Origin of the sequence: Blastochloris viridis (assembly GCF_001402875.1) — a bacterium.
GTDB classification, from domain to species: Bacteria; Pseudomonadota; Alphaproteobacteria; order Rhizobiales; family Xanthobacteraceae; genus Blastochloris; species Blastochloris viridis.
In genome coordinates this window covers 3,343,203-3,360,887 of sequence record NZ_CP012946.1, presented here as the reverse complement: position 1 = coordinate 3,360,887, position 17,685 = coordinate 3,343,203, and the positions used below count along the sequence as shown (strand labels likewise).

At 68.2% G+C, this 17,685-nt stretch carries 15 protein-coding genes; 4 read left to right on the top strand and 11 right to left on the bottom strand.

What is annotated here, in order from left to right:
* The first annotated feature begins 40 nt into the window (after positions 1 to 40).
* Entirely contained in the window at positions 41 to 577 is a 537-nt protein-coding gene (gene ilvN / locus BVIR_RS14645) for an acetolactate synthase small subunit (protein ID WP_055038309.1), read from the top strand.
* A gap of 353 nt (positions 578 to 930) precedes the next feature.
* Positions 931 to 1,950 (top strand): ketol-acid reductoisomerase, encoded by a 1,020-nt coding sequence (gene ilvC, locus BVIR_RS14640; protein WP_055038308.1) that lies wholly within the window; start codon positions 931 to 933, stop codon positions 1,948 to 1,950.
* Positions 1,951 to 2,340: 390 nt separating this feature from the next.
* On the opposite strand, the gene nadC is transcribed toward ilvC, so the two are convergent.
* The 3 genes from nadC to nadA all read right to left on the bottom strand — a co-directional run bounded on the left by nadC (position 2,341) and on the right by nadA (position 6,078).
* On the bottom strand, positions 2,341 to 3,207 hold the full coding sequence (gene nadC / locus BVIR_RS14635) for a carboxylating nicotinate-nucleotide diphosphorylase (protein WP_055038307.1): 867 nt from the start codon (positions 3,205 to 3,207) through the stop codon (positions 2,341 to 2,343).
* Between the two features lie 103 nt (positions 3,208 to 3,310).
* Entirely contained in the window at positions 3,311 to 4,933 is a 1,623-nt protein-coding gene (locus BVIR_RS14630) for an L-aspartate oxidase (protein ID WP_055038306.1), read from the bottom strand.
* Between the two features lie 56 nt (positions 4,934 to 4,989).
* The gene (gene nadA, locus BVIR_RS14625) at positions 4,990 to 6,078 is read right to left on the bottom strand and encodes a quinolinate synthase NadA (protein WP_082417193.1); all 1,089 of its coding nucleotides are present in this window, start codon (positions 6,076 to 6,078) and stop codon (positions 4,990 to 4,992) included.
* A 517-nt stretch (positions 6,079 to 6,595) separates the two neighbouring features.
* On the opposite strand from nadA, the gene BVIR_RS14620 reads away from it, so the two are divergent.
* Positions 6,596 to 7,867: an MFS transporter gene (locus BVIR_RS14620; protein WP_055038305.1), complete on the top strand. Its 1,272-nt coding sequence runs from the start codon at positions 6,596 to 6,598 to the stop codon at positions 7,865 to 7,867.
* A 33-nt stretch (positions 7,868 to 7,900) separates the two neighbouring features.
* A complete protein-coding gene (gene acuI, locus BVIR_RS14615; RefSeq protein ID WP_055038304.1) occupies positions 7,901 to 8,884 on the top strand; it encodes an acrylyl-CoA reductase (NADPH) in 984 nt (327 codons plus the stop codon).
* Positions 8,885 to 8,916: 32 nt separating this feature from the next.
* On the opposite strand, the gene BVIR_RS14610 is transcribed toward acuI, so the two are convergent.
* The 8 genes from BVIR_RS14610 to BVIR_RS14575 all read right to left on the bottom strand — a co-directional run bounded on the left by BVIR_RS14610 (position 8,917) and on the right by BVIR_RS14575 (position 17,424).
* Positions 8,917 to 10,260, bottom strand: coding sequence for an aspartate aminotransferase family protein (locus tag BVIR_RS14610; protein WP_236823620.1), 1,344 nt, complete (start codon positions 10,258 to 10,260; stop codon positions 8,917 to 8,919).
* A 76-nt stretch (positions 10,261 to 10,336) separates the two neighbouring features.
* The gene (locus BVIR_RS14605; protein WP_055038303.1) at positions 10,337 to 11,320 is read right to left on the bottom strand and encodes a phosphotransferase enzyme family protein; all 984 of its coding nucleotides are present in this window, start codon (positions 11,318 to 11,320) and stop codon (positions 10,337 to 10,339) included.
* A gap of 74 nt (positions 11,321 to 11,394) precedes the next feature.
* Positions 11,395 to 12,138, bottom strand: coding sequence for a cysteine hydrolase family protein (locus BVIR_RS14600; protein ID WP_055038931.1), 744 nt, complete (start codon positions 12,136 to 12,138; stop codon positions 11,395 to 11,397).
* Between the two features lie 321 nt (positions 12,139 to 12,459).
* The gene (locus BVIR_RS14595) at positions 12,460 to 13,233 is read right to left on the bottom strand and encodes a DeoR/GlpR family DNA-binding transcription regulator (RefSeq protein ID WP_055038302.1); all 774 of its coding nucleotides are present in this window, start codon (positions 13,231 to 13,233) and stop codon (positions 12,460 to 12,462) included.
* A 29-nt stretch (positions 13,234 to 13,262) separates the two neighbouring features.
* Positions 13,263 to 14,063, bottom strand: coding sequence for an ABC transporter permease (locus tag BVIR_RS14590; protein ID WP_055038301.1), 801 nt, complete (start codon positions 14,061 to 14,063; stop codon positions 13,263 to 13,265).
* 1 nt (position 14,064) lies between these two features.
* Positions 14,065 to 14,991, bottom strand: coding sequence for an ABC transporter permease (locus tag BVIR_RS14585; RefSeq protein ID WP_055038300.1), 927 nt, complete (start codon positions 14,989 to 14,991; stop codon positions 14,065 to 14,067).
* 1 nt (position 14,992) lies between these two features.
* Positions 14,993 to 16,168: an ABC transporter ATP-binding protein gene (locus BVIR_RS14580; RefSeq protein WP_055038299.1), complete on the bottom strand. Its 1,176-nt coding sequence runs from the start codon at positions 16,166 to 16,168 to the stop codon at positions 14,993 to 14,995.
* A 110-nt stretch (positions 16,169 to 16,278) separates the two neighbouring features.
* A complete protein-coding gene (locus tag BVIR_RS14575; RefSeq protein WP_055038298.1) occupies positions 16,279 to 17,424 on the bottom strand; it encodes an ABC transporter substrate-binding protein in 1,146 nt (381 codons plus the stop codon).
* Positions 17,425 to 17,685: the final 261 nt, after the last annotated feature.

Below are 17,685 nucleotides of genomic sequence, written 5' to 3'. Positions count from 1 at the left end.
TCGCGCCGGCCCCGAACGATATTCGACGCCGAGTTTCATCATGAACCAGACCCATTATCCGGTGCAGACCCGCAGCGAGCCGACCAGCCGCCATACCCTGGCGGTGATCGTCGACAACGAGCCGGGCGTGCTCGCCCGCATCTCCGGCCTGTTCTCCGGCCGCGGCTACAACATCGAAAGCCTGACGGTGTCGGAGACCGAGCACGAGAAGCACATCTCGCGCATCACCATCGTCACCGCCGGCACCGCCCAGGTGATCGAGCAGATCAAGAACCAGCTCGAGCGGCTGGTGCCGGTGCACCGCGTCGTCGATCTCACGCTGACCAGCGACGCCATCGAGCGCGAAATGGCACTGGTCAAGGTGGTCGGCCGCGGCGAGCAGCGCGTCGAGGCGCTGCGGCTGGCGGCCGCGTTCGGGGCGCGGACGCTGGATGCGACGCTGACCTCCTTCGTGTTCGAGCTCACCGGCGCCAGCGAGGACATCGAGCGCTTCATCCGGCTGATGACCGCGGTCGGCCTTGCCGAGGTGTCGCGCACCGGCATCGCGGCGATCTCGCGCGGCCCCGACAGCTTTTGATCGGGACGGCGGTCCGGCCAGACCGCCGTTTCTTCGTTTGCGTCAAGGCCAGCGATCACTTAGAGACCGTTTGGAAGCTTGGACGAAGGCCGATCCCGACCGGACTTCCTGGTTGCGTGTTCGAGGCTCCTGCCGGCACGGCTGAAATCAGCTCCGGCGCAGCTCGGTCGGGGTTTCCAAACGGTCTTAGAGGGGTTTACGAGTTCAGCAGCCGGCGCGGCCGCCGCCCGGCGTCGATGAGCATTTGAAGCCAGGGACGGCGATCCGCCGTCCCATCCGTGCCACCCAACCAGCCTTTAAGAGTCGAGCGTCGGCCACGCCGGGCCCGACTGAATTCCGAGGGACGAACCGCCATGCGCGTTTACTACGATCGCGATGCCGACCTGAACCTGATCAAGGGCAAGAAGGTCGCCGTCATCGGCTACGGCAGCCAAGGACGCGCCCACGCGCTGAACCTGCGCGACTCCGGCGTGAAGGACGTCGCGATCGCGCTGCGGCCCGGCTCCACCACCGCCAAGAAGGTCGAGGCCGATGGCCTCAAGGTGATGTCGGTGCCGGAGGCCGCTGGCTGGGCCGACCTTATGATGATGGCCACCCCGGACGAGCTGCAGGCCGACATCTATCGCGACGAGATCGCCCCCCACATCCGCGACGGCGCCGCGCTCGCCTTCGCCCACGGTCTCAACGTCCATTTCGGCCTGATCGAGCCCAAGAAGACCGTCGACGTCATCATGATCGCCCCCAAGGGCCCCGGCCACACCGTGCGCGGCGAGTATGAGAAGGGTGGCGGCGTGCCGTGCCTGATCGCGGTGGCGCAGGACGCCTCGGGCAACGCCCACGACCTCGCGCTGTCCTACGCTTCCGGCGTCGGCGGCGGCCGCTCGGGCGTCATCGAGACCACCTTCAAGGAAGAGTGCGAGACCGACCTGTTCGGTGAGCAGGTGGTGCTGTGCGGCGGCTTGGTCGAGCTGATCCGCAACGGCTTCGAGACCCTGGTCGAGGCCGGCTACGCGCCCGAGATGGCCTATTTCGAGTGCCTGCACGAGGTGAAGCTGATCGTCGACCTCATCTATGAGGGCGGCATCGCCAACATGAACTACTCGATCTCCAACACCGCCGAGTGGGGCGAATACGTCAGCGGCCCGCGCATCATCACGCCCGAGACCAAGGCCGAGATGAAGCGGGTGCTGAACGACATCCAGACCGGCAAGTTCACCTCGGAGTGGATGCAGGAATACAAGGCCGGTGCCGCCCGCTTCAAGGGCATCCGCCGCAACAACGACGCTCATCAGATCGAGGCGGTCGGCGAGAAGCTTCGCGCCATGATGCCGTGGATCAAGCAGAAGGCGCTGGTCGACAAGTCGAAGAACTGAGCGAGCATCGCCACTTCAGCCCTGACCATCGTCATCGCCGGGCACCAGCCGCGCCGCGACCCTCGCAGGTCGCGTCCCAGCCGGTCCCGGCGATTTCGTTTGGATGGCGGGGCGGATCGGGATTTATGTCGGCGGTCTTTGAGCTTGACCTTTCGCCGACTCCAGCTCGCCTCATCCTGAGGAGCGGTCGCAAGACCGCGTCTCGAAGGATGAGTCGACGTTGACGGCGGCCCTCGGCCCCATGGTTCGAGACGGCTGCGGAGCCTGGCATCGGGCGCGCCTACGGCGCGACCCGGTGGCAGCCTCGTCACCATGAGGCCGGAAAGGGCAGCCGTCAGGGCCTCGGGTATTGCCTGGACACGGGTCCCGGCGGATCAGCCGGACTTCGTTTCACAGCGCGATGTCGAGGCCGATGTCGAGCGTGGTCACCGAGTGGGTGAGGGCGCCGGATGAGATGAAGTCGACCCCGGTTTCGGCCACCAAAGCCACCGTCTCGAGGTTGATGCCGCCCGAGGCTTCCGTCACCAGCCGCCCGCCGACCAGTTCGACCGCCTGCCGCAGCACCGCTGGCGGCATGTTGTCGAGCAGCACCACGTCGGCGCCCCCGGCCTTGAGCACCTCTTTGAGCTGATCCATCGTGTCGACCTCGATCTCGATGCGCACGAGATGGCCGACCGCGGCGCGCGCCCGCGCCAGCACCGCGGTCACGCCACCCGCCACCGCGATGTGGTTGTCCTTGATCAGCACAGCATCATCGAGGCCGAAGCGGTGGTTGGAGCCGCCGCCGCATTTGACGGCGTACTTCTCCAAGGCCCGCAGCCCCGGCGTGGTTTTCCGCGTGCAGGTGATCTTGGCGCGGGTGTGCTTGATGCGGTCGGCATAGGCGGCGGTGGCGGAGGCAACGCCGGACAGGTGGCCGAGGAAATTGAGCGCGACGCGCTCGCCCGCCAGCACCGCCCGCGCCTCGCCCTCGACGGTGGCCAGCACGTTGCCCGGCGCGATGCGGTCGCCGTCGGCGACCTTGGCGTCAAACCGCACCGCCGGGTCGATCAGCCGGAACGCCATGTCCGCGAGCGCCAGGCCGCAGACGATGCCGGCCTTGCGCGCCACGAACGCGGCGCGCGCCAGGGTGCCGGCCGGAATGGTGGCGGTCGAGGTGATGTCGCCGGCGCGGCCGAGATCCTCATCCAAGGCGCGGCGCACCGCGTCCTCAATGGCGAGCGGCGACAGGAAGGCGTTCGGCGCGAGCGGGGTCATGGATGAATCCAAATCAAAGGCTGCGCGGTCGTCCCCTCGCACCGCTTCGCGGTGCTCGCCGGGGACGACAGGGCGTGGTTTGGTGCCATGACGCGACGTGCGATCACGCCGCGACGCCGGCCTTGGCCGCGATGGAATCGGCCAGCGCCTTGGCCTCGGCGAGGGTGATGAAGGTGCGCTGGGCCTGGGCGGGGTCCGCCGCCGGGAAGTCGGAGCGGAAATGGGCGCCGCGGCTCTCGGTGCGCGTCAGCGCGCCGGCGGCGATCAGCAGCGCGGTCGTCGCCATGGCATTGAGCCGCGCAGTGCGGGCCTGGCCGAGCAGTTCGCGCGCCACCACCAGCGCGTGCTCGAGCCCGGCCTGGTCGCGCACCACGCCGACGTCGGCCGCCATCACCTTGCGCAGCCGTGTCACCGGCTCCGATTCCTGGCCCGAGGGCGCTGCCAGCATGAGCTGGCCGCTCGCGGCGCGCAGCGGCAGCCGGTTCGACACCGGCAAGAGGCCCTGGATGTCCTCGGCGATGCGGGCGGAGAACACCACCGCTTCGAGCAGCGAGTTGGAGGCGAGGCGGTTGGCGCCGTGGGCGCCGGTCGAGGCGACCTCGCCTGCCGCCCACAGCCCGTCGAGCGAGGTGCGGCCGTTGGCGTCGGTGAGGATGCCGCCCATGTGGTAGTGCGCGGCCGGCGCGATCGGGATCGGCTGGCTGACCGGGTCGAGCCCGGCGTCGCGGCAGGCCTCATAAACGGTCGGGAACTTGTCGGGGAACGCCGCGCCGACGGCCTTGCGGGCGTCGAGGAAGGCGCCCTTGCCGCTCGCGATCGAGGCGAACACCCCGCGGGCCACCACATCGCGCGGCGCCAGTTCTGCCGCGGGGTGGATGCCCTCCATGAAGCGGTGGCCGTCCTTGTCGATCAGCACCGCGCCCTCGCCGCGCAGCGCTTCGGTGGCGAGCGGCGCCGGGTCGAACCCGATGGCGATGGCGGTGGGGTGGAACTGCACGAATTCGGGGTCGGCGATCACCACGCCGGCGTGTGCGGCCATGGCCAGGCCGCCGCCGCAGGCCTGCACCGGATTGGTGGTGACGGCGTAGAGGTGGCCGATGCCGCCGGAGGCCAGCACCACCGCCCGCGCCGGCAGGATCACCGGCACCGCGGCGCGGCCCTTGGCCGGGCGCGCCACCAGGCCGGCGACGAAACGGCCCTCGTGCACCAGGTCTTCGGCGACGTAGTTCTCCAGCACCCGGATCGAGGGGGTGTTGCGCACGGTCGCGACCAGCGCCGCCATGATGGCGGCGCCGGCGCGGTCGCCGCGCACCCGCACGATACGCCGCGCCGAGTGCGCGGCCTCGCGCGACAGTGCCAGCCGGCCTTCGAGGTCGCGGTCGAACGGCACGCCGTAGCGGAGGAGGTCGCGGATGCGGCCATCGGCCTCGCGCGCCATCAGCTCGGCCATGCGCACGTCGACGATGCCAGCGCCAGCGGCGATGGTGTCGGCGAGGTGGGCCTCCGGGGTGTCACCCTCGCCGAGCGCGGCGGCAATGCCGCCTTGCGCCCAGGCCGAGGACGCGCCTTCGCCCAGCGGCGCGGCGGTGACGATGGTAACCGGGCGCGGCGCCAGCTTCAGCGCGCAGAACAGACCCGCCAGCCCGCCGCCGACAATGACGACGTCGTCGATACCGCCCCACGAGGCGGGGGCGAGCTTGGGGGCGGTGTTGGCTTGTTCGGGCATTTCAACTCTTCCTCTCCCGGCGCCGGGAGAAGAGCCCGGCCGAAAGGTGGCCGGGGTTACTTCCTCAGGGCGATCATCCGTTCGACGGAGCGCCGGGCGCGTGCCGCGACGTCGGGGTCGACCACGACCTCCTCGGTCATGTGGACGAGGCTGTCGAGAATCTTCGGCAGCGTGATGCGCTTCATGTGCGGGCAGAGATTGCACGGCCGCACGAACTCGACGTCCGGGTTCTCCGTCATCACGTTGTCAGCCATCGAGCACTCGGTGACCAGCACCACCCGGCCGGGCTTGTTGGTCTTGACCCAGTCGATCATCGCCGCGGTGGAGCCGGCGAAATCGCTTTCGGCGATCACCTCCGGCGGACACTCGGGATGGGCGATGATGCGCACCGAGGGGTCATCGAGCCGGAAGCGCCGCATCTCCTCGCCGGTGAAGCGCTCATGGACCTCGCAGGCGCCGTGCCACGAAATGATCTCGACCGAGGTGCGGGCGGCGACGAAGCTGGCCAGGAACTGGTCCGGAACCATGATCACCTTCGGCACGCCGAGGCTTTCCACCACCTGGATGGCATTGGAGGAGGTGCAGCAGATATCGACCTCCGCCTTCACGTCGGCCGAGGTGTTGACGTAGGCGACGATCGGCACGCCGGGATAGGCGCCGCGCAGCGCCCGGACGTCGGCGCCGGTGATGGAGGACGCCAGCGAGCAGCCGGCACGGCTGTCCGGGATCAGCACCGTCTTGTCCGGGCTCAGGATCTTCGACGTCTCGGCCATGAAGTGCACGCCGCACTGCACGATGACCTCGGCGTCGGCGCGCGCGGCCTCGCGGGCGAGCTGGAGGGAGTCGCCCACCACGTCGGCAACGCAGTTGTAGATTTCAGGAGTCTGATAATTGTGCGCCAAAATCACCGCGTTGCGCTGGCGCTTCAGCTCGTTGATGGCGCGGACATAGGGTGCGAAGAACGGCCACTCCACCGGCGGAATGACCCGCGCCACCTTGTCATAAAGGTGGCGGGTCTCGCGCTCGACCTCAGGCGTCCAGGTCAGGTCCGGCACCACCACCGGGGGAAATTTCAGCGTGCGAACGGAACCCGGAAACTCGGCCGGCACCGGATGCAACGCAGCGGCGGAATGAAGAGCGGCCATCGCAGTTCCTCTGTCCCTTATGCTCCGACTGAGCATATATAGGTTGCGACATTCCCCGTTAAAGCCGGTTTCCCCATTTGCTGACGGGTTAACAAACAGGCCGGCCACACAGGAAGCCGACGGCGTGTCAAAGGACCAAAGAAAGGCCCCTCAGCGAAAGCTGATCCGCCGGCACGTCGAACCGAGCACCCTTATTCTCAATCCGAGCACATCTTTTATAACCGATCGTCACAAAAATGAGAAGCCGGATATTTCATCGTTCCGTAACAGGCGGCCATGCCGCTGGCGGGGAACTGTCGGCGGCTGTCGAAAAAACCACTCGAAACCAATGCGCTGCGAGCGCTGCGGGCGGCGGCGCTTCGCCGCGCTGACGCCCGCGGGCGCGCTTCGTCGCACGTGGGGCCATCCACATCGCACCGGCATCCCCCGCGGTGGCGCGACGCCCTCATGCCGGCGGGCGCATTGCGCCGGGCGGCGCGGCATGGTTGGTTTTGCGCTCGATTTCCGGAGTGTCTGAATGTCCGCGCCCCCCGCCGCGCGTTCCGCACCGCCTGCTGCCGTCCCGACGCGCTGGCGAACGCCGGCGATGATCGTGCTCGCCGGCTGCCTGATCGCCATGGTGTCGTTCGGCCCGCGCTCGGCGATGGGCTTCTTCACCAACGAGATGTCGGTCGACCGCAGCTGGGCGCTGGCGATCTTCTCGTTCTCCGCCGCCCTTCAGAACATCCTGTGGGGCATCGGCCAGCCGGTCGCCGGTGCCATTGCCGACCGCTACGGCCTCGCCAAGGTGCTGGTGGTCGGCGCGGTGCTTTACGCCGCCGGGCTGGTCTGGATGGCGAACGCTGCCGACCCGACCTCGCTCCACCTCTCGGCCGGCGTCCTGATCGGGTTCGGCCTCGCGGGCTGCTCGTTCAATCTGGTGCTGGCGGCATTCGGCAAGCTGCTGCCGCTGTCGTGGCGGCCGATGGCGCTGGGGGCCGGCTCGGCGGCGGGCTCGTTCGGCCAGTTCCTCTACGCGCCGCTGGCGGTGTACCTGAAGGCAGCCATCGGCTGGGACGCCACCTTGATGGTGTTCGGCGCGGCGATGCTGATCGTGCTGCCGCTATCGGTCGTGCTGATGACGCCGCCGGCTGATCCGCCCCGGCCGGACGCCGAGACCGCGTCGCAGAGCCTGACGCACGCATTGACCGAGGCGCTCGCCCACCGCTCCTACATGCTGCTGATGGCCGGCTTCTTCGTGTGCGGCTTCCACCTCGCCTTCATCACCATCCACCTGCCGAAATACCTGGTCGACCACGGCATCTCGAACGCGGTTGGGGGCTGGGTGATGGCGCTGATCGGCCTGTTCAACCTCGCCGGCTCACTGCTCGCCGGCTATTGGAGCGGCAAGGTCTCCAAGCCCTACCTGCTGTCGGCGATCTACCTGGCCCGCGCCGCGCTGATCGTCGGCTTCGTGCTGCTGCCGCTGACGCCCTGGACCGCGCTCGCCTTCGGCGCCGGCATCGGCCTGCTGTGGCTGTCCACCGTGCCGCCGACCTCCGGCCTCGTCTTGGTGATGTTCGGCCCGCGCTGGATGGCGATGCTGTTCGGGCTCGTGTTCCTGTCGCACCAGATCGGCTCGTTCCTCGGGGTGTGGCTGGCTGGGGTGCTCTACGACTCCACCGGCAGCTACGACGTGGTGTGGTGGCTCGGCGTCGCGCTCGGCCTGTTCGCCGCGCTGGTGCATCTGCCGATCCAGGAAAAGCCGGTGGAGCGGCCGGCGGCGCGCCTTGCGTCGTCGCCGGCTTGAGTTTCCGCAGACAACAACAGCCAGGGGGAAGACATGACGTTCAAGGCGATGCGGGTGGATCAGGCCGAGGGCGGGCAGACCGTGGCGCTGGTTGATTTCGACGAGGCCGAACTGATGGAGGGCGACGTCACCGTCCGCGTCAGCCACTCCACCGTGAACTACAAGGACGGCCTCGCTTTGACCGGCAAGGCGCCGGTGGTGCGGCGCTGGCCGATGATCCCCGGCATCGACTTCGCCGGCGTGGTCGAACGCTCCTCCCACCCCGGCTGGACGGCGGGCGACAAGGTGGTGCTGAACGGCTGGGGGCTGGGGGAGACCCACCTTGGCGGCTATGCCGAGAAGGCCCGCGTCAAGGGCGATTGGCTGGTGCGGCTGCCCGAGGGCATGGGCCCGGCCGAGGCGATGGCGATCGGCACCGCCGGCTTCACCGCGATGCTGAGCGTGATGGCGCTGGAGCGCCATGGCCTGACCCCGGACCGCGGCCAGGCGATCGTGACCGGCGCCGCCGGCGGCGTCGGCTCGGTGGCGGTGGCGCTGCTCGCCAAGCTCGGCTGGCAGGTGGTGGCCGCCACCGGCCGGCCGGCGGAGGCCGACTATCTCAAGGAGCTTGGCGCGTCCGAAGTGATCGACCGCGCCGAGCTGGCGGTAAGACCGCGGCCTCTGGCCAAGGAACGATGGGCCGCTGGCGTCGACAGCGTCGGTTCGGCCCCGCTTGCCAATCTGCTGTCGATGATCCGCTATGGCGGCGCGGTGGCGGCGTGCGGACTCGCCGCCGGCATGGACCTGCCGGCCTCGGTCGCGCCGTTCATCCTGCGGTCGGTGTCGCTGCTCGGCATCGATTCGGTGATGTGCCCGCCGCCGCGGCGGCGGGAGGCGTGGGCGCGCCTTGCCGCCGACCTCGACCGTGCAAAGCTCAAGGCGATGACCCGCACCGTCGCGCTCGCCGAGGTCGAGGCGGTCGGCCGCGCCATCCTGCAAGGTCAGGTGCGCGGCCGGGTGGTGGTCGAGATCGGCTGACCGCCCGGCCTGGCCGGTCTGGCGCCGACGGCTCAGGCTGCGGCGCTGTCGTCGAGGGCGTCGATGAAGCGGTCGACCTCGCCGACGGACAGGCACAGCGGCGGCCGGATCTTGAGCGTCGCGCCGAACGGGCCGGCGGCGCCGATCAGGATGTGGCGCTCGCGCAGCCGGTTGATCAGCCGCGTCGTCTCGGCCGGGTCGGGCCGGCCGGTGCCGCGATTGACGATGTCGACGCCGACATAGAGCCCGGCGCCGCGGACCTCGCCGATCGCCGGGTGGCGCGCCGACAGATCGCGCAGCGAGGCCATCATGTGATTGCCGACGCGGTTGGCGTTGCCGATCAGGTCTTCGTCCTTGATCACGTTGAGCACCGCCAGCGCCGCCGCCGAGGCCACTGGGTTGCCGCCGAAGGTGTTGAAGTAGCCGAAGCTCTCGGCGAAGTCGGCGAGAAGATCCGGCCGCGTCACCACGCCGCCGATCGGCATGCCGTTGCCCATCGGCTTGCCCATGGTGACGATGTCCGGCACCACGCCGTGGCGGGCGAAACCCCAGTGGCCGGCACCGGTGCGGCCGAAGCCGGGCTGCACCTCGTCGGCGATCAAAAGGCCGCCCTTCGCCCGCACCAGCGCCGCCGCCTCGGCCAGGAAGCCGGGCGGGTCAGCGAACACCCCGTCGCTGGAGAAGATCGAGTCCACCAGCAGCGCCGCGAAGCGGATGCCGTCATTGGCCATGGCGGTGATGGCGGCGCCGACAGCGCGGGCGAAGCCGCCGGCGATGTCGTCGCCGTAATAGGCGCGGTGCGGCGGCGGCACGGTGCGGACGTGGGCCGGCGGCGCCCCCTTCTTGTAGGACGACGGCGACACCTCGGTCACCGCGGTGGTGTTGCCGTGATAGGCGGTCTTGGTCACCACCACGCCGAGCCCGCCGGTGACCAGCCGGGCCAGCCGCAGCGCGAGGTCGTTGCTCTCGCTGCCGGTGCAGGTGAACAGCACGTTGGTCAGCGGCGCCGGGAAGGTCGCCAGCAGCTGCTCGGCGTAGTCGTGCACCACGTCGAACAGATAGCGGGAGTGGATATTGAGCCGCCCGACCTGCGCCCGCACCGCCGACACCACGCGCGGGTGGCAATGCCCGACCGAGGGAACGTTGTTGTAGAGGTCGAGATAGGGCGTGCCGTCGATGGTGATCAGTTCGGTGCCGATGCCGGCCACCACGTGCAGCGGCTCCTCATAGAACAGCACCGAGGCCTGCCCGAAGCTCCGTTGGCGGCGCGTCACCAGCTCGGCGACATCGCGGGAGAGCTGCGCGGACGCCATGGGATTGAAGGCGTTGAGGGCGAGAATCTGCAGTGCGGTGTCGGCCATGTTCTTGTGTTCCATGCATAGGTCGGCGGCGGCGTGCGGTCGCCGCTGCGAAGGTCCGCCACCGCTCGCGGCGGGGACGAAGGCGCCGGGATCAGCCGCAGCGGGACAGGAAGGTCTCGGCGAGGTCGAGCGTGCCGTGCGTGTAGGGCACGCCCATCGCCTCCGCGGTCGGCGTCTCCGAATGCGAGGCGATCCAGGCGGTGAGAAGAATCCGCCGCAGCATGATGAACGCCGGCATCTCGGCGACGTCGGCGTCGGTAAGCGGCCGCACGGTGCGATAGCCTTCGAACCACGCGTTCAACAGCTCCGGAATCTGCGGGTCGGTTTCGATGAAGCTGACGGCGGCGGCGAAATCGTAGAGGAACCACGAGAAGCCGCAGTCGTCGAAGTCGATCAGCACCAGGCGGTCGTCGTCGACCAGAAGGTTGGCAAGTCGCAGATCGGCATGGATCAGGCCGAACCGCGCCGGGCTCTGGCCCCAGCGGGCGAGGCGCCGGCCGAGCGCGTCGACGGTGCGTTCGATCAGCGCCCGTCCGGTCGGTTCGAGCCCCAGGGCGGCGCGCCAGTCGCCCCACAGCGGGAACGGTCCGACAGTGCTCTCCCAGGTCCAGGTCTTGCGCACGAAACGCGAGGGCGGCTGCCAGCTCTGGGCGTGGTCGTGCAGGGTGGCGTGGATGCGGCCAAGCTCGCGGAACCAGCGCGGGAGATCGTCCTCCGGCGCGGGCTCCCTGCCGGGGACGAACTCGAATGCGACGACGTGGCGGGTGCGGCCGCCGTCGTCGATGTCGGCGATCAGACTGCCGTCGGTGAGCGGGATCAACCCCGGCGTCGCCACCACGCCCTCGCGCGTCAGGGCGTCGAGCCAGGTCAGCTCCGACACGATTTCGTCGCGGGTATGGTAGTCGGGCCGGTGAACGCGAAACACCATGTCGCGCGCGCCTTCGCGCGTCACCCGAAACGTGGCGTTCTCCGAGATGGTGAGCAGCTTGAGGTCGGCGTCCTCCGCGACACCCCACCGGGGCAGGGCGACACGCAGGTGATCTTCAAGTCGCTTGAGAAAATCCTGATTGTACACGCCGGCCTCCGATCAGCGCGTTCGCGCCATCTGTGGAAGTGTCCACAATTTGAGTGGCGGGTGCAACATAAATCTCACGGCAACGGCGCGGCGCTGGCGGGCGTAGGGCTCGCCGCGGCCAGCCGGCGGGCGAGAATGTCGGCGAATTCGGCCAGCGTCATCACATCGCAGTAGATCATGTTGATGATCGCGAGTTCCTGGGCGTGCAGCTCGGCGGTGGCGGCGGCGCAGCAATCCTCCAGCACGATCACCTCGAAGCTCTCGTCGGCGAGGCTGCGCACGGTGGACGCCACGCACTGATCGGTGAAGATGCCGGCGCACACCACGGTGCGGATGCCGAGATTGTGAAGGGTCAGGCGAAGGTTGGTTCCGGTCAGCGCGCTGTCGGTGGTTTTGATCACCGTGATCTCGTCGCCGACCGGCGCCAGCGCCGGCACGATCTGCGCGGAACGCTCGTTCTTCGGCAGCAGCAAATTGTTGAAACCGGGCTTTTTCTGGCTGAGAGAGCGGTCGCGGCCGTCCTGCGTGCGGCAGGCGATGCGGGCGTGGACGCATTCGATCCGGTTGGCGCGAAACAGCGAAAGCGCCGACGCGATGTTGGGGATCACCACATCGCTCATCTGGGTGTGGAACGGCGTCCACGCGTCCCACTGCTGGCGCCCGGCCTCGCTCGTCAGCGCCTCGCGCGGCGGCCGCTCGACATAGGTGTTCTGGACGTCGATGACGAGCAGCGCCGTTGCCGCCGGATCGAGCGTCGGCTCGAGCGGCTCGGGCGCGTCGAGATAATAGAATGAGCGGTTGCGGGTCTTCCACGACATGGTCGTCTCCAAGGCGGAGGTCAAGCGTCGCCGCGCGCAAAATCCTCGCGTGGCCGGGGCGGTGGCAGCGCCGACAGCAGTGTGGACTTCCACATTTGCCGGGGTGTCCCGGCGGCGGGCGGCGGGGCGCAACCTGGGCGAACGGCGCGACCTAATCGAGGCACGCGCCGTCGAGCCGTCCGCTCGACGGCGTCGGCTCGAACACGCAGTCTGTCGTTCGGGACCGCTTCGGCCCCAGCTCCGGTCGTCGCGCCTGCGGAACCTGCCGGGCGGCGCGCGCGGTGTCTCAAGCGATGGTCGGCCCTTCGCCCTCCTCCGCTGTCAGCGTCTGGTGGCGATGGTGATCTCGGTGCGCGCCCGCTCGGCCGCGCGCACCAGCGCCGGCGGCGGCTTGCGGTCGGTGACGAGATGGGCGACGTCGTGCCAGCGGCCCCACAGGCCGAGCGCCGACTGGTCGAACTTGGTGTGGTCGACCACCGCAATGGTCGCCGCGGCGCGGTGCATCATCGCCCGGTAGACCGCGCAGGCGTCGGCATCGACGTCGCAAAACCCTTCGGGCGTGACGCCGGTGGCACCGAGGATCGCCCAGTTGGCGTTGTAGGATTGCAGGAACTCCAGCGTCTCCGGCCCGATCATCATGCCTTCGCGGCCGTGGTAGCGGCCGGGGCAGATCAGCACCTGGATGGTGGGGTTGGCCGCCAGCACCGTGGCCACCGAAAAGGCATGGGTGATCACGGTGACGTCGCGGCATTCCGCCGCCATCCGCCGGGCGACGTGGGTGGTGGTGGCGCCGGAGCCGATCGCCACCACCTCCTTGGGCTTGATCAGCTGGACGGTGGCGGCGGCGATCGCCTCGCGTTCCTCCACCATCAGCCGATGGCGTTCGCTGGCCGACGGCTCGGCGCCGAGCGGACGCACCGCGCCGCCATAGGTGCGGTTGATGAGGCCGCGTTCCTCCAGCTCGTAGAGGTCGCGCCGGATGGTCTCGGTGGAGACCTCCAGTTCGGCGGCGAGCTCGGACACTCGGAGGGTGGAGCTTGCCACCAGCTCGTGCAGGATGCGCTCGTGCCGTTCCTTCTTGCTCAGTTTGGTCATATCTGCCTTGTCTGCCCGGTCGGTCGTGCTCAGGCTGCGCGAAGCTTGCGCCACATCAACGCGGCAAGACCGGCGAGAGCGAGGGCCGTTGCGGCGCCCAGCGTGCTCATGGTTCCGAGCGCCGGCACCATCGGCGAATAGCCGGCCACCATCTTGGCGTAAAGCCATTTGGGAATGGTGGAATCGGCGCCGGCGGTGAACAGCGACAGCGGGAAATTGCCCCACGACAACAGGAAGGCGAACAGCGCGCCGGACCAGATGCCGGGCCACAGCAGCGGCAGCGTCACCTCGCGCAGCACCTGAAGGCGCGAGCAGCCGAGGTCGAACGCCGCCTCCTCCAGCGTCGGGTCGAAGCCATAGACCTGGATCGCGATCACCAGCGTGACCACCGGCACGATCCACACCAGGTGCGCGAACACCGCGGTGACCCAGCTGGTCGGGATGCCGAGCGCGGAGAACCACAGCAGCAAAGCCAGGCCGAGCACCGGCTGGGGAAAGAAGATCGGCAGCATGATCAGCTTCTGAAACCACCTCCGGCCGCTCCACTCGTAGCGGGCGAAGGCGAGCGCGCCGAAGAAGGCGAGCACCACGGCGATGACGGTGACGAAGCCGGCGACCAGGAACGAGTTCTGCACGATCATGCCGATCTCGATGGAGTCGGTCGTTCTCTCCCACCACGAGGTTGACCACGCCGAGACCGGGAAGGCGAAGTAGCGGCTCTTGGTGAAGCTCGCCACCGCCCCGCAGATGATCGGCAGGTAGACCAGGACCAGCACCAGCGCGGTCCACAGGCCGATGAAAAAGTGGCTTCTGGTCTGTGTCTGGTCCATGTCACCGCCTCCCCAGCAGCCGGTCGAGGTCGAGGCGGGCCAGGCCCCACAAGGTCAGCGCGGCGACGAACACCGACACGACGACGGCGAGCGCCGAGCCGAGCGGCCAGTTCTGCGAATAGGTGAAGGCGATCTCGATGTCGTGGCTGACCACGATCACCGACTGGCCGCCGAGGATCTTGGCTTCGGCGACGGCGCCGATCGCCAGCACGAACGTGAGCAGCACACCGATCAGAATGCCCGGCATCGCCAGCGGCAGCTCGATCTCGCGCCAGATCATCAGGCGGCCGGCGCCGAGGTCGCGCGCGGCGTCGATGATGTCGCGCGGCACCATGGCAAGGCCGAGCGTGATCGGGAACAGCATGAACGGCAGATAAGTGTAGACCATGCCGGCGAGAATGATCGCGGGCGAGTACAGCACTTCAGGTCCGCCGCCCGCGCCCATCGCCTTCAGCGTGCCGTCCAGCACGCCGTTCTTGATGAAGAACAGCACCCAGCCATAGAGCCGCACGTTCTCCGACACGAACAGCGGAAACACGAACAACAGCGAGATGATCGAGGACCAGCGGCCGAACAGCCGATCGAGCCCAAAGGCGATCGGGTAGGCCACCAGCGCGAGAATGGCGACGGTGGCCAGCGCGAAGCCGAACGACCACAGGAACGACAGCCACACCGTGTTGGTGGCGTCGAACAGCGTGGCGTAATTGTCCAGCGTGAACGAGCGGAACACCTCGAAGGTGCGGGGCCTCGCGAACGAATAGGCGAAGATCGCCACCAGCGGCGCAACGAAGCCGAGGCCGAGCAGGATCAGCACCGGCGCCGAGCAACGGGCGCCGAGCGACAGCCGCGGGCCGCGCCAGCCGGCCGCGGCCGGGGCGGCCGGCTGGCCGGTCGCTTCGAGGGCGGAAGGAGGAGTGAGGGTGCTCATGTCATGCCCTCACCACGATGGCATCGGCGGCGTCCCAGCCGACGGTGACGGTGCGGTCGACCGAGGCCGGCGGCGCCTTGGAGCGCGGCAGCTCGACCAGGATCACCCGCTTGCCGCAGCGCACCTGATACTGCACGCGCGAGCCGAGCGAATACTCGTTGTAGACGGTGCCCTGCAGCCGGTTGTCGACGCGCTCGCCCTCGGTGACGAAGCGCATGTATTCCGGACGCACCACCAGCTGCACGGCATTCTGGACGATCATGCGCTTGGGCTTCGGCGGCGGGGGCGCCTCCTCGCCTTCGCCTGTGGTCGCCGCGGCGACCGGCGGCGCAGGATCCTCGACCTCCAGCAGCGGCGGCTCGGTCACCTTGAACGTGCCCGGCGTGTCGACGCCGTGCCAGGCGGTGCCGGGCGCATCGCGCTCGACGTTGAACACGTTGACCTCGCCGACGAACTCGGAAACGAAGCGGTCGACCGGGTGGGCGTAGATCTGCTCTGGGGTGCCGACCTGCACCAGCCGGCCTGCGCGCATCACGCCGATGCGGTCGCTCATCACCATCGCCTCTTCCAGCGAATGGGTGATGTAGATGAAAGTCTTGCCGGTCTCCTTGTGGAGATCCTTCAACTCCTTCTCCAGCACCTTCTTGAGCTTGTAGTCGATCGCCGACAGCGGCTCGTCGAAGAACAGCACGGCGGGGTCGTAGGCCAGCGCGCGGGCGATGGCGACGCGCTGCTTTTCGCCGCCGGAGCACTTCATCACGTTCTTGCCGTAGTAGGCTTCCGGCAGCCGCACCACGCCCATCAGCTCGAGCGCGCGGCGCTTGCGCTCGGCGCGCGAAACACCTTTCACCTTGAGCGGAAACTCGATGTTCTCGCCCACGCTCTTGTGCGGGAACAGCGCCAGCGACTGGAACACCAGGCAGGTCGGGCGCCGGTTGGGCGGCACGTCGTTGAGGTTCTCGCCATTGAGCGTGATCCAGCCCTCGGTCGGGCGGTCGAGGCCGGCCAGCATACGCAGCAGTGTGGTCTTGCCCGAGCCGGACGGGCCGACGATGGTGAGGAACTCGCCCTCCCGCACGTCGAGATCGATGCGGTCGACCGCGGTGAAATCGCCGAAGGTTTTGCGGACGCCGACCAGCTGCAGGATGGGCTTGGTGGGGGAATCAACCGCGGACATGGGTCCTCTCGAAAGACAATAAAACACCTGCCAGGCCGCTGACGCGGTCTGATCGACGGACGATCGGTGGGGCGGGGGAGGAGTGCCGCGACGGCACTCCTCGGTTCAAATCAGCCGCGCAGGCGTTTGGCCGCGTTCATGATGTCGAGCGCGCGGTCGTAGTCCGGCACGATGTCGTATTCGACCGAGCCGGCCATTTCCTCTTCGAGGCTGTCCCACTGGATGGCGTCGAGTTCGTCCTTCTTGAACAGCTCGAAGCACTTCGGGTTGCCCATCTGCGCGACCGGATTGAAGGTGCCCTCGGCGAAGGCGACCTTGTGCGCCACCTCCGGCTTCTGCACGTATTCCAGGAAGTCGACGGCGATCGGCGACAGGCTCGGATTGTTGACCAGCGAGGTCACCTCGATCCAGGCGATGCCGCCCTTGCCGCCAGCCATCGGGCCCGACTTCGGGGTGATGCCGCGCAGATGCGGGTTGCCGTCGGCGCGGGCCGGGGACACCGAATAGGTGCCACCGGTGAAGTGCAGGTCGATCTCGCCAGACACCAGCGCCTGGTTCATCGCCGCGATGTCGCCGATCAGCTTGGCGCCCTTGAAGATCCGCTTGGCGGTCTCCTCGAACTTGGTCATCTCCTCTTCGGTGTGGATCTTGAAGGGATCGATGCCCGCCACCACGAAGATGCCGAACACGTTCCAATCGTCCGATTCGAGGATGCCGTATTTTCCGGCCAGGGCCGGATCGTTGAACAGGTCCCAGCCGGTGGTCTCGGCGGTGGAGCGCGAGATCTTCTTGGTGTTGACCACGAAGCAGTAGGGTCCGAACCGCTGGCAGGAGCCGAGCAACTCGGTGCCGTCGTCGCTCATCGCCCACTTGTAGGGCGGCTTGAACATCGGCAGCATGTTGTCGAAGTAGGGCTCGAACTTGTCGCGCGGCAGCGCCCGGATCAGCTTCTCCGGGAACATGATTTTTCGCGCCCACGGATTGTTGACGTTGATCAGGTCCCACACCCCGATCTCGCCGGCGCGCAGGCGGTTGATCATGGTGGGATCGTTGGTGAGGCTTTCCGCCTTCACCGTCGCCGACTTCGCCTTGCGGTAGGGGTCGAGCACCTGGGCCGAGTTGTAGCCCTCCCAGCACAGGATGTTGAGCTCCTTCTCGCGTGCGGCGAAAGCGGAGCCGATGCCGGAGACGGTGCCGGCCGCGGCCATGAGGCCGGCCGAGATGCCCTTCAGGGCCGAACGTCGTGTCAACTTCATGGTGTATCTTCTCCTCGACGCCTTCGATCCGGATGGTACGATCGGGGCGGATCGGGGTTCCGCACGGCGCCGTCCAGGTGGCCCGGGCGGCGATCGATCGACCAGGAATGTTGGACTTCATGTTGAAGTAGGTTGGAGCTTACGCGGACGACTGTGGGCTTTACAACATCTTTTTGGTGCCCCATTGTTTGTTTCATAGGCGTGCCTGAAAATTAGGCACAAATCGCGCGCCCAGCGCGGGTGTTTGACCACGCCGGCTGC

What these genes read in the sequence shown, in the direction of transcription:
- BVIR_RS14620 (WP_055038305.1), top strand. Translation starts at nt 6,596, where the DNA reads ATGTCCGCGCCCCCCGCCGCGCGTTCCGCACCGCCTGCTGCCGTCCCG.
- BVIR_RS14585 (WP_055038300.1), bottom strand. Translation starts at nt 14,991, where the DNA reads ATGAGCACCCTCACTCCTCCTTCCGCCCTCGAAGCGACCGGCCAGCCG.
- BVIR_RS14580 (WP_055038299.1), bottom strand. Translation starts at nt 16,168, where the DNA reads ATGTCCGCGGTTGATTCCCCCACCAAGCCCATCCTGCAGCTGGTCGGC.
- nadC (WP_055038307.1), bottom strand. Translation starts at nt 3,207, where the DNA reads ATGACCCCGCTCGCGCCGAACGCCTTCCTGTCGCCGCTCGCCATTGAG.
- BVIR_RS14590 (WP_055038301.1), bottom strand. Translation starts at nt 14,063, where the DNA reads ATGGACCAGACACAGACCAGAAGCCACTTTTTCATCGGCCTGTGGACC.
- BVIR_RS14600 (WP_055038931.1), bottom strand. Translation starts at nt 12,138, where the DNA reads ATGTCGTGGAAGACCCGCAACCGCTCATTCTATTATCTCGACGCGCCC.
- BVIR_RS14595 (WP_055038302.1), bottom strand. Translation starts at nt 13,233, where the DNA reads ATGACCAAACTGAGCAAGAAGGAACGGCACGAGCGCATCCTGCACGAG.
- nadA (WP_082417193.1), bottom strand. Translation starts at nt 6,078, where the DNA reads ATGGCCGCTCTTCATTCCGCCGCTGCGTTGCATCCGGTGCCGGCCGAG.
- BVIR_RS14610 (WP_236823620.1), bottom strand. Translation starts at nt 10,260, where the DNA reads ATGGAACACAAGAACATGGCCGACACCGCACTGCAGATTCTCGCCCTC.
- BVIR_RS14630 (WP_055038306.1), bottom strand. Translation starts at nt 4,933, where the DNA reads ATGCCCGAACAAGCCAACACCGCCCCCAAGCTCGCCCCCGCCTCGTGG.
- acuI (WP_055038304.1), top strand. Translation starts at nt 7,901, where the DNA reads ATGACGTTCAAGGCGATGCGGGTGGATCAGGCCGAGGGCGGGCAGACC.
- BVIR_RS14575 (WP_055038298.1), bottom strand. Translation starts at nt 17,424, where the DNA reads ATGAAGTTGACACGACGTTCGGCCCTGAAGGGCATCTCGGCCGGCCTC.
- ilvC (WP_055038308.1), top strand. Translation starts at nt 931, where the DNA reads ATGCGCGTTTACTACGATCGCGATGCCGACCTGAACCTGATCAAGGGC.
- ilvN (WP_055038309.1), top strand. Translation starts at nt 41, where the DNA reads ATGAACCAGACCCATTATCCGGTGCAGACCCGCAGCGAGCCGACCAGC.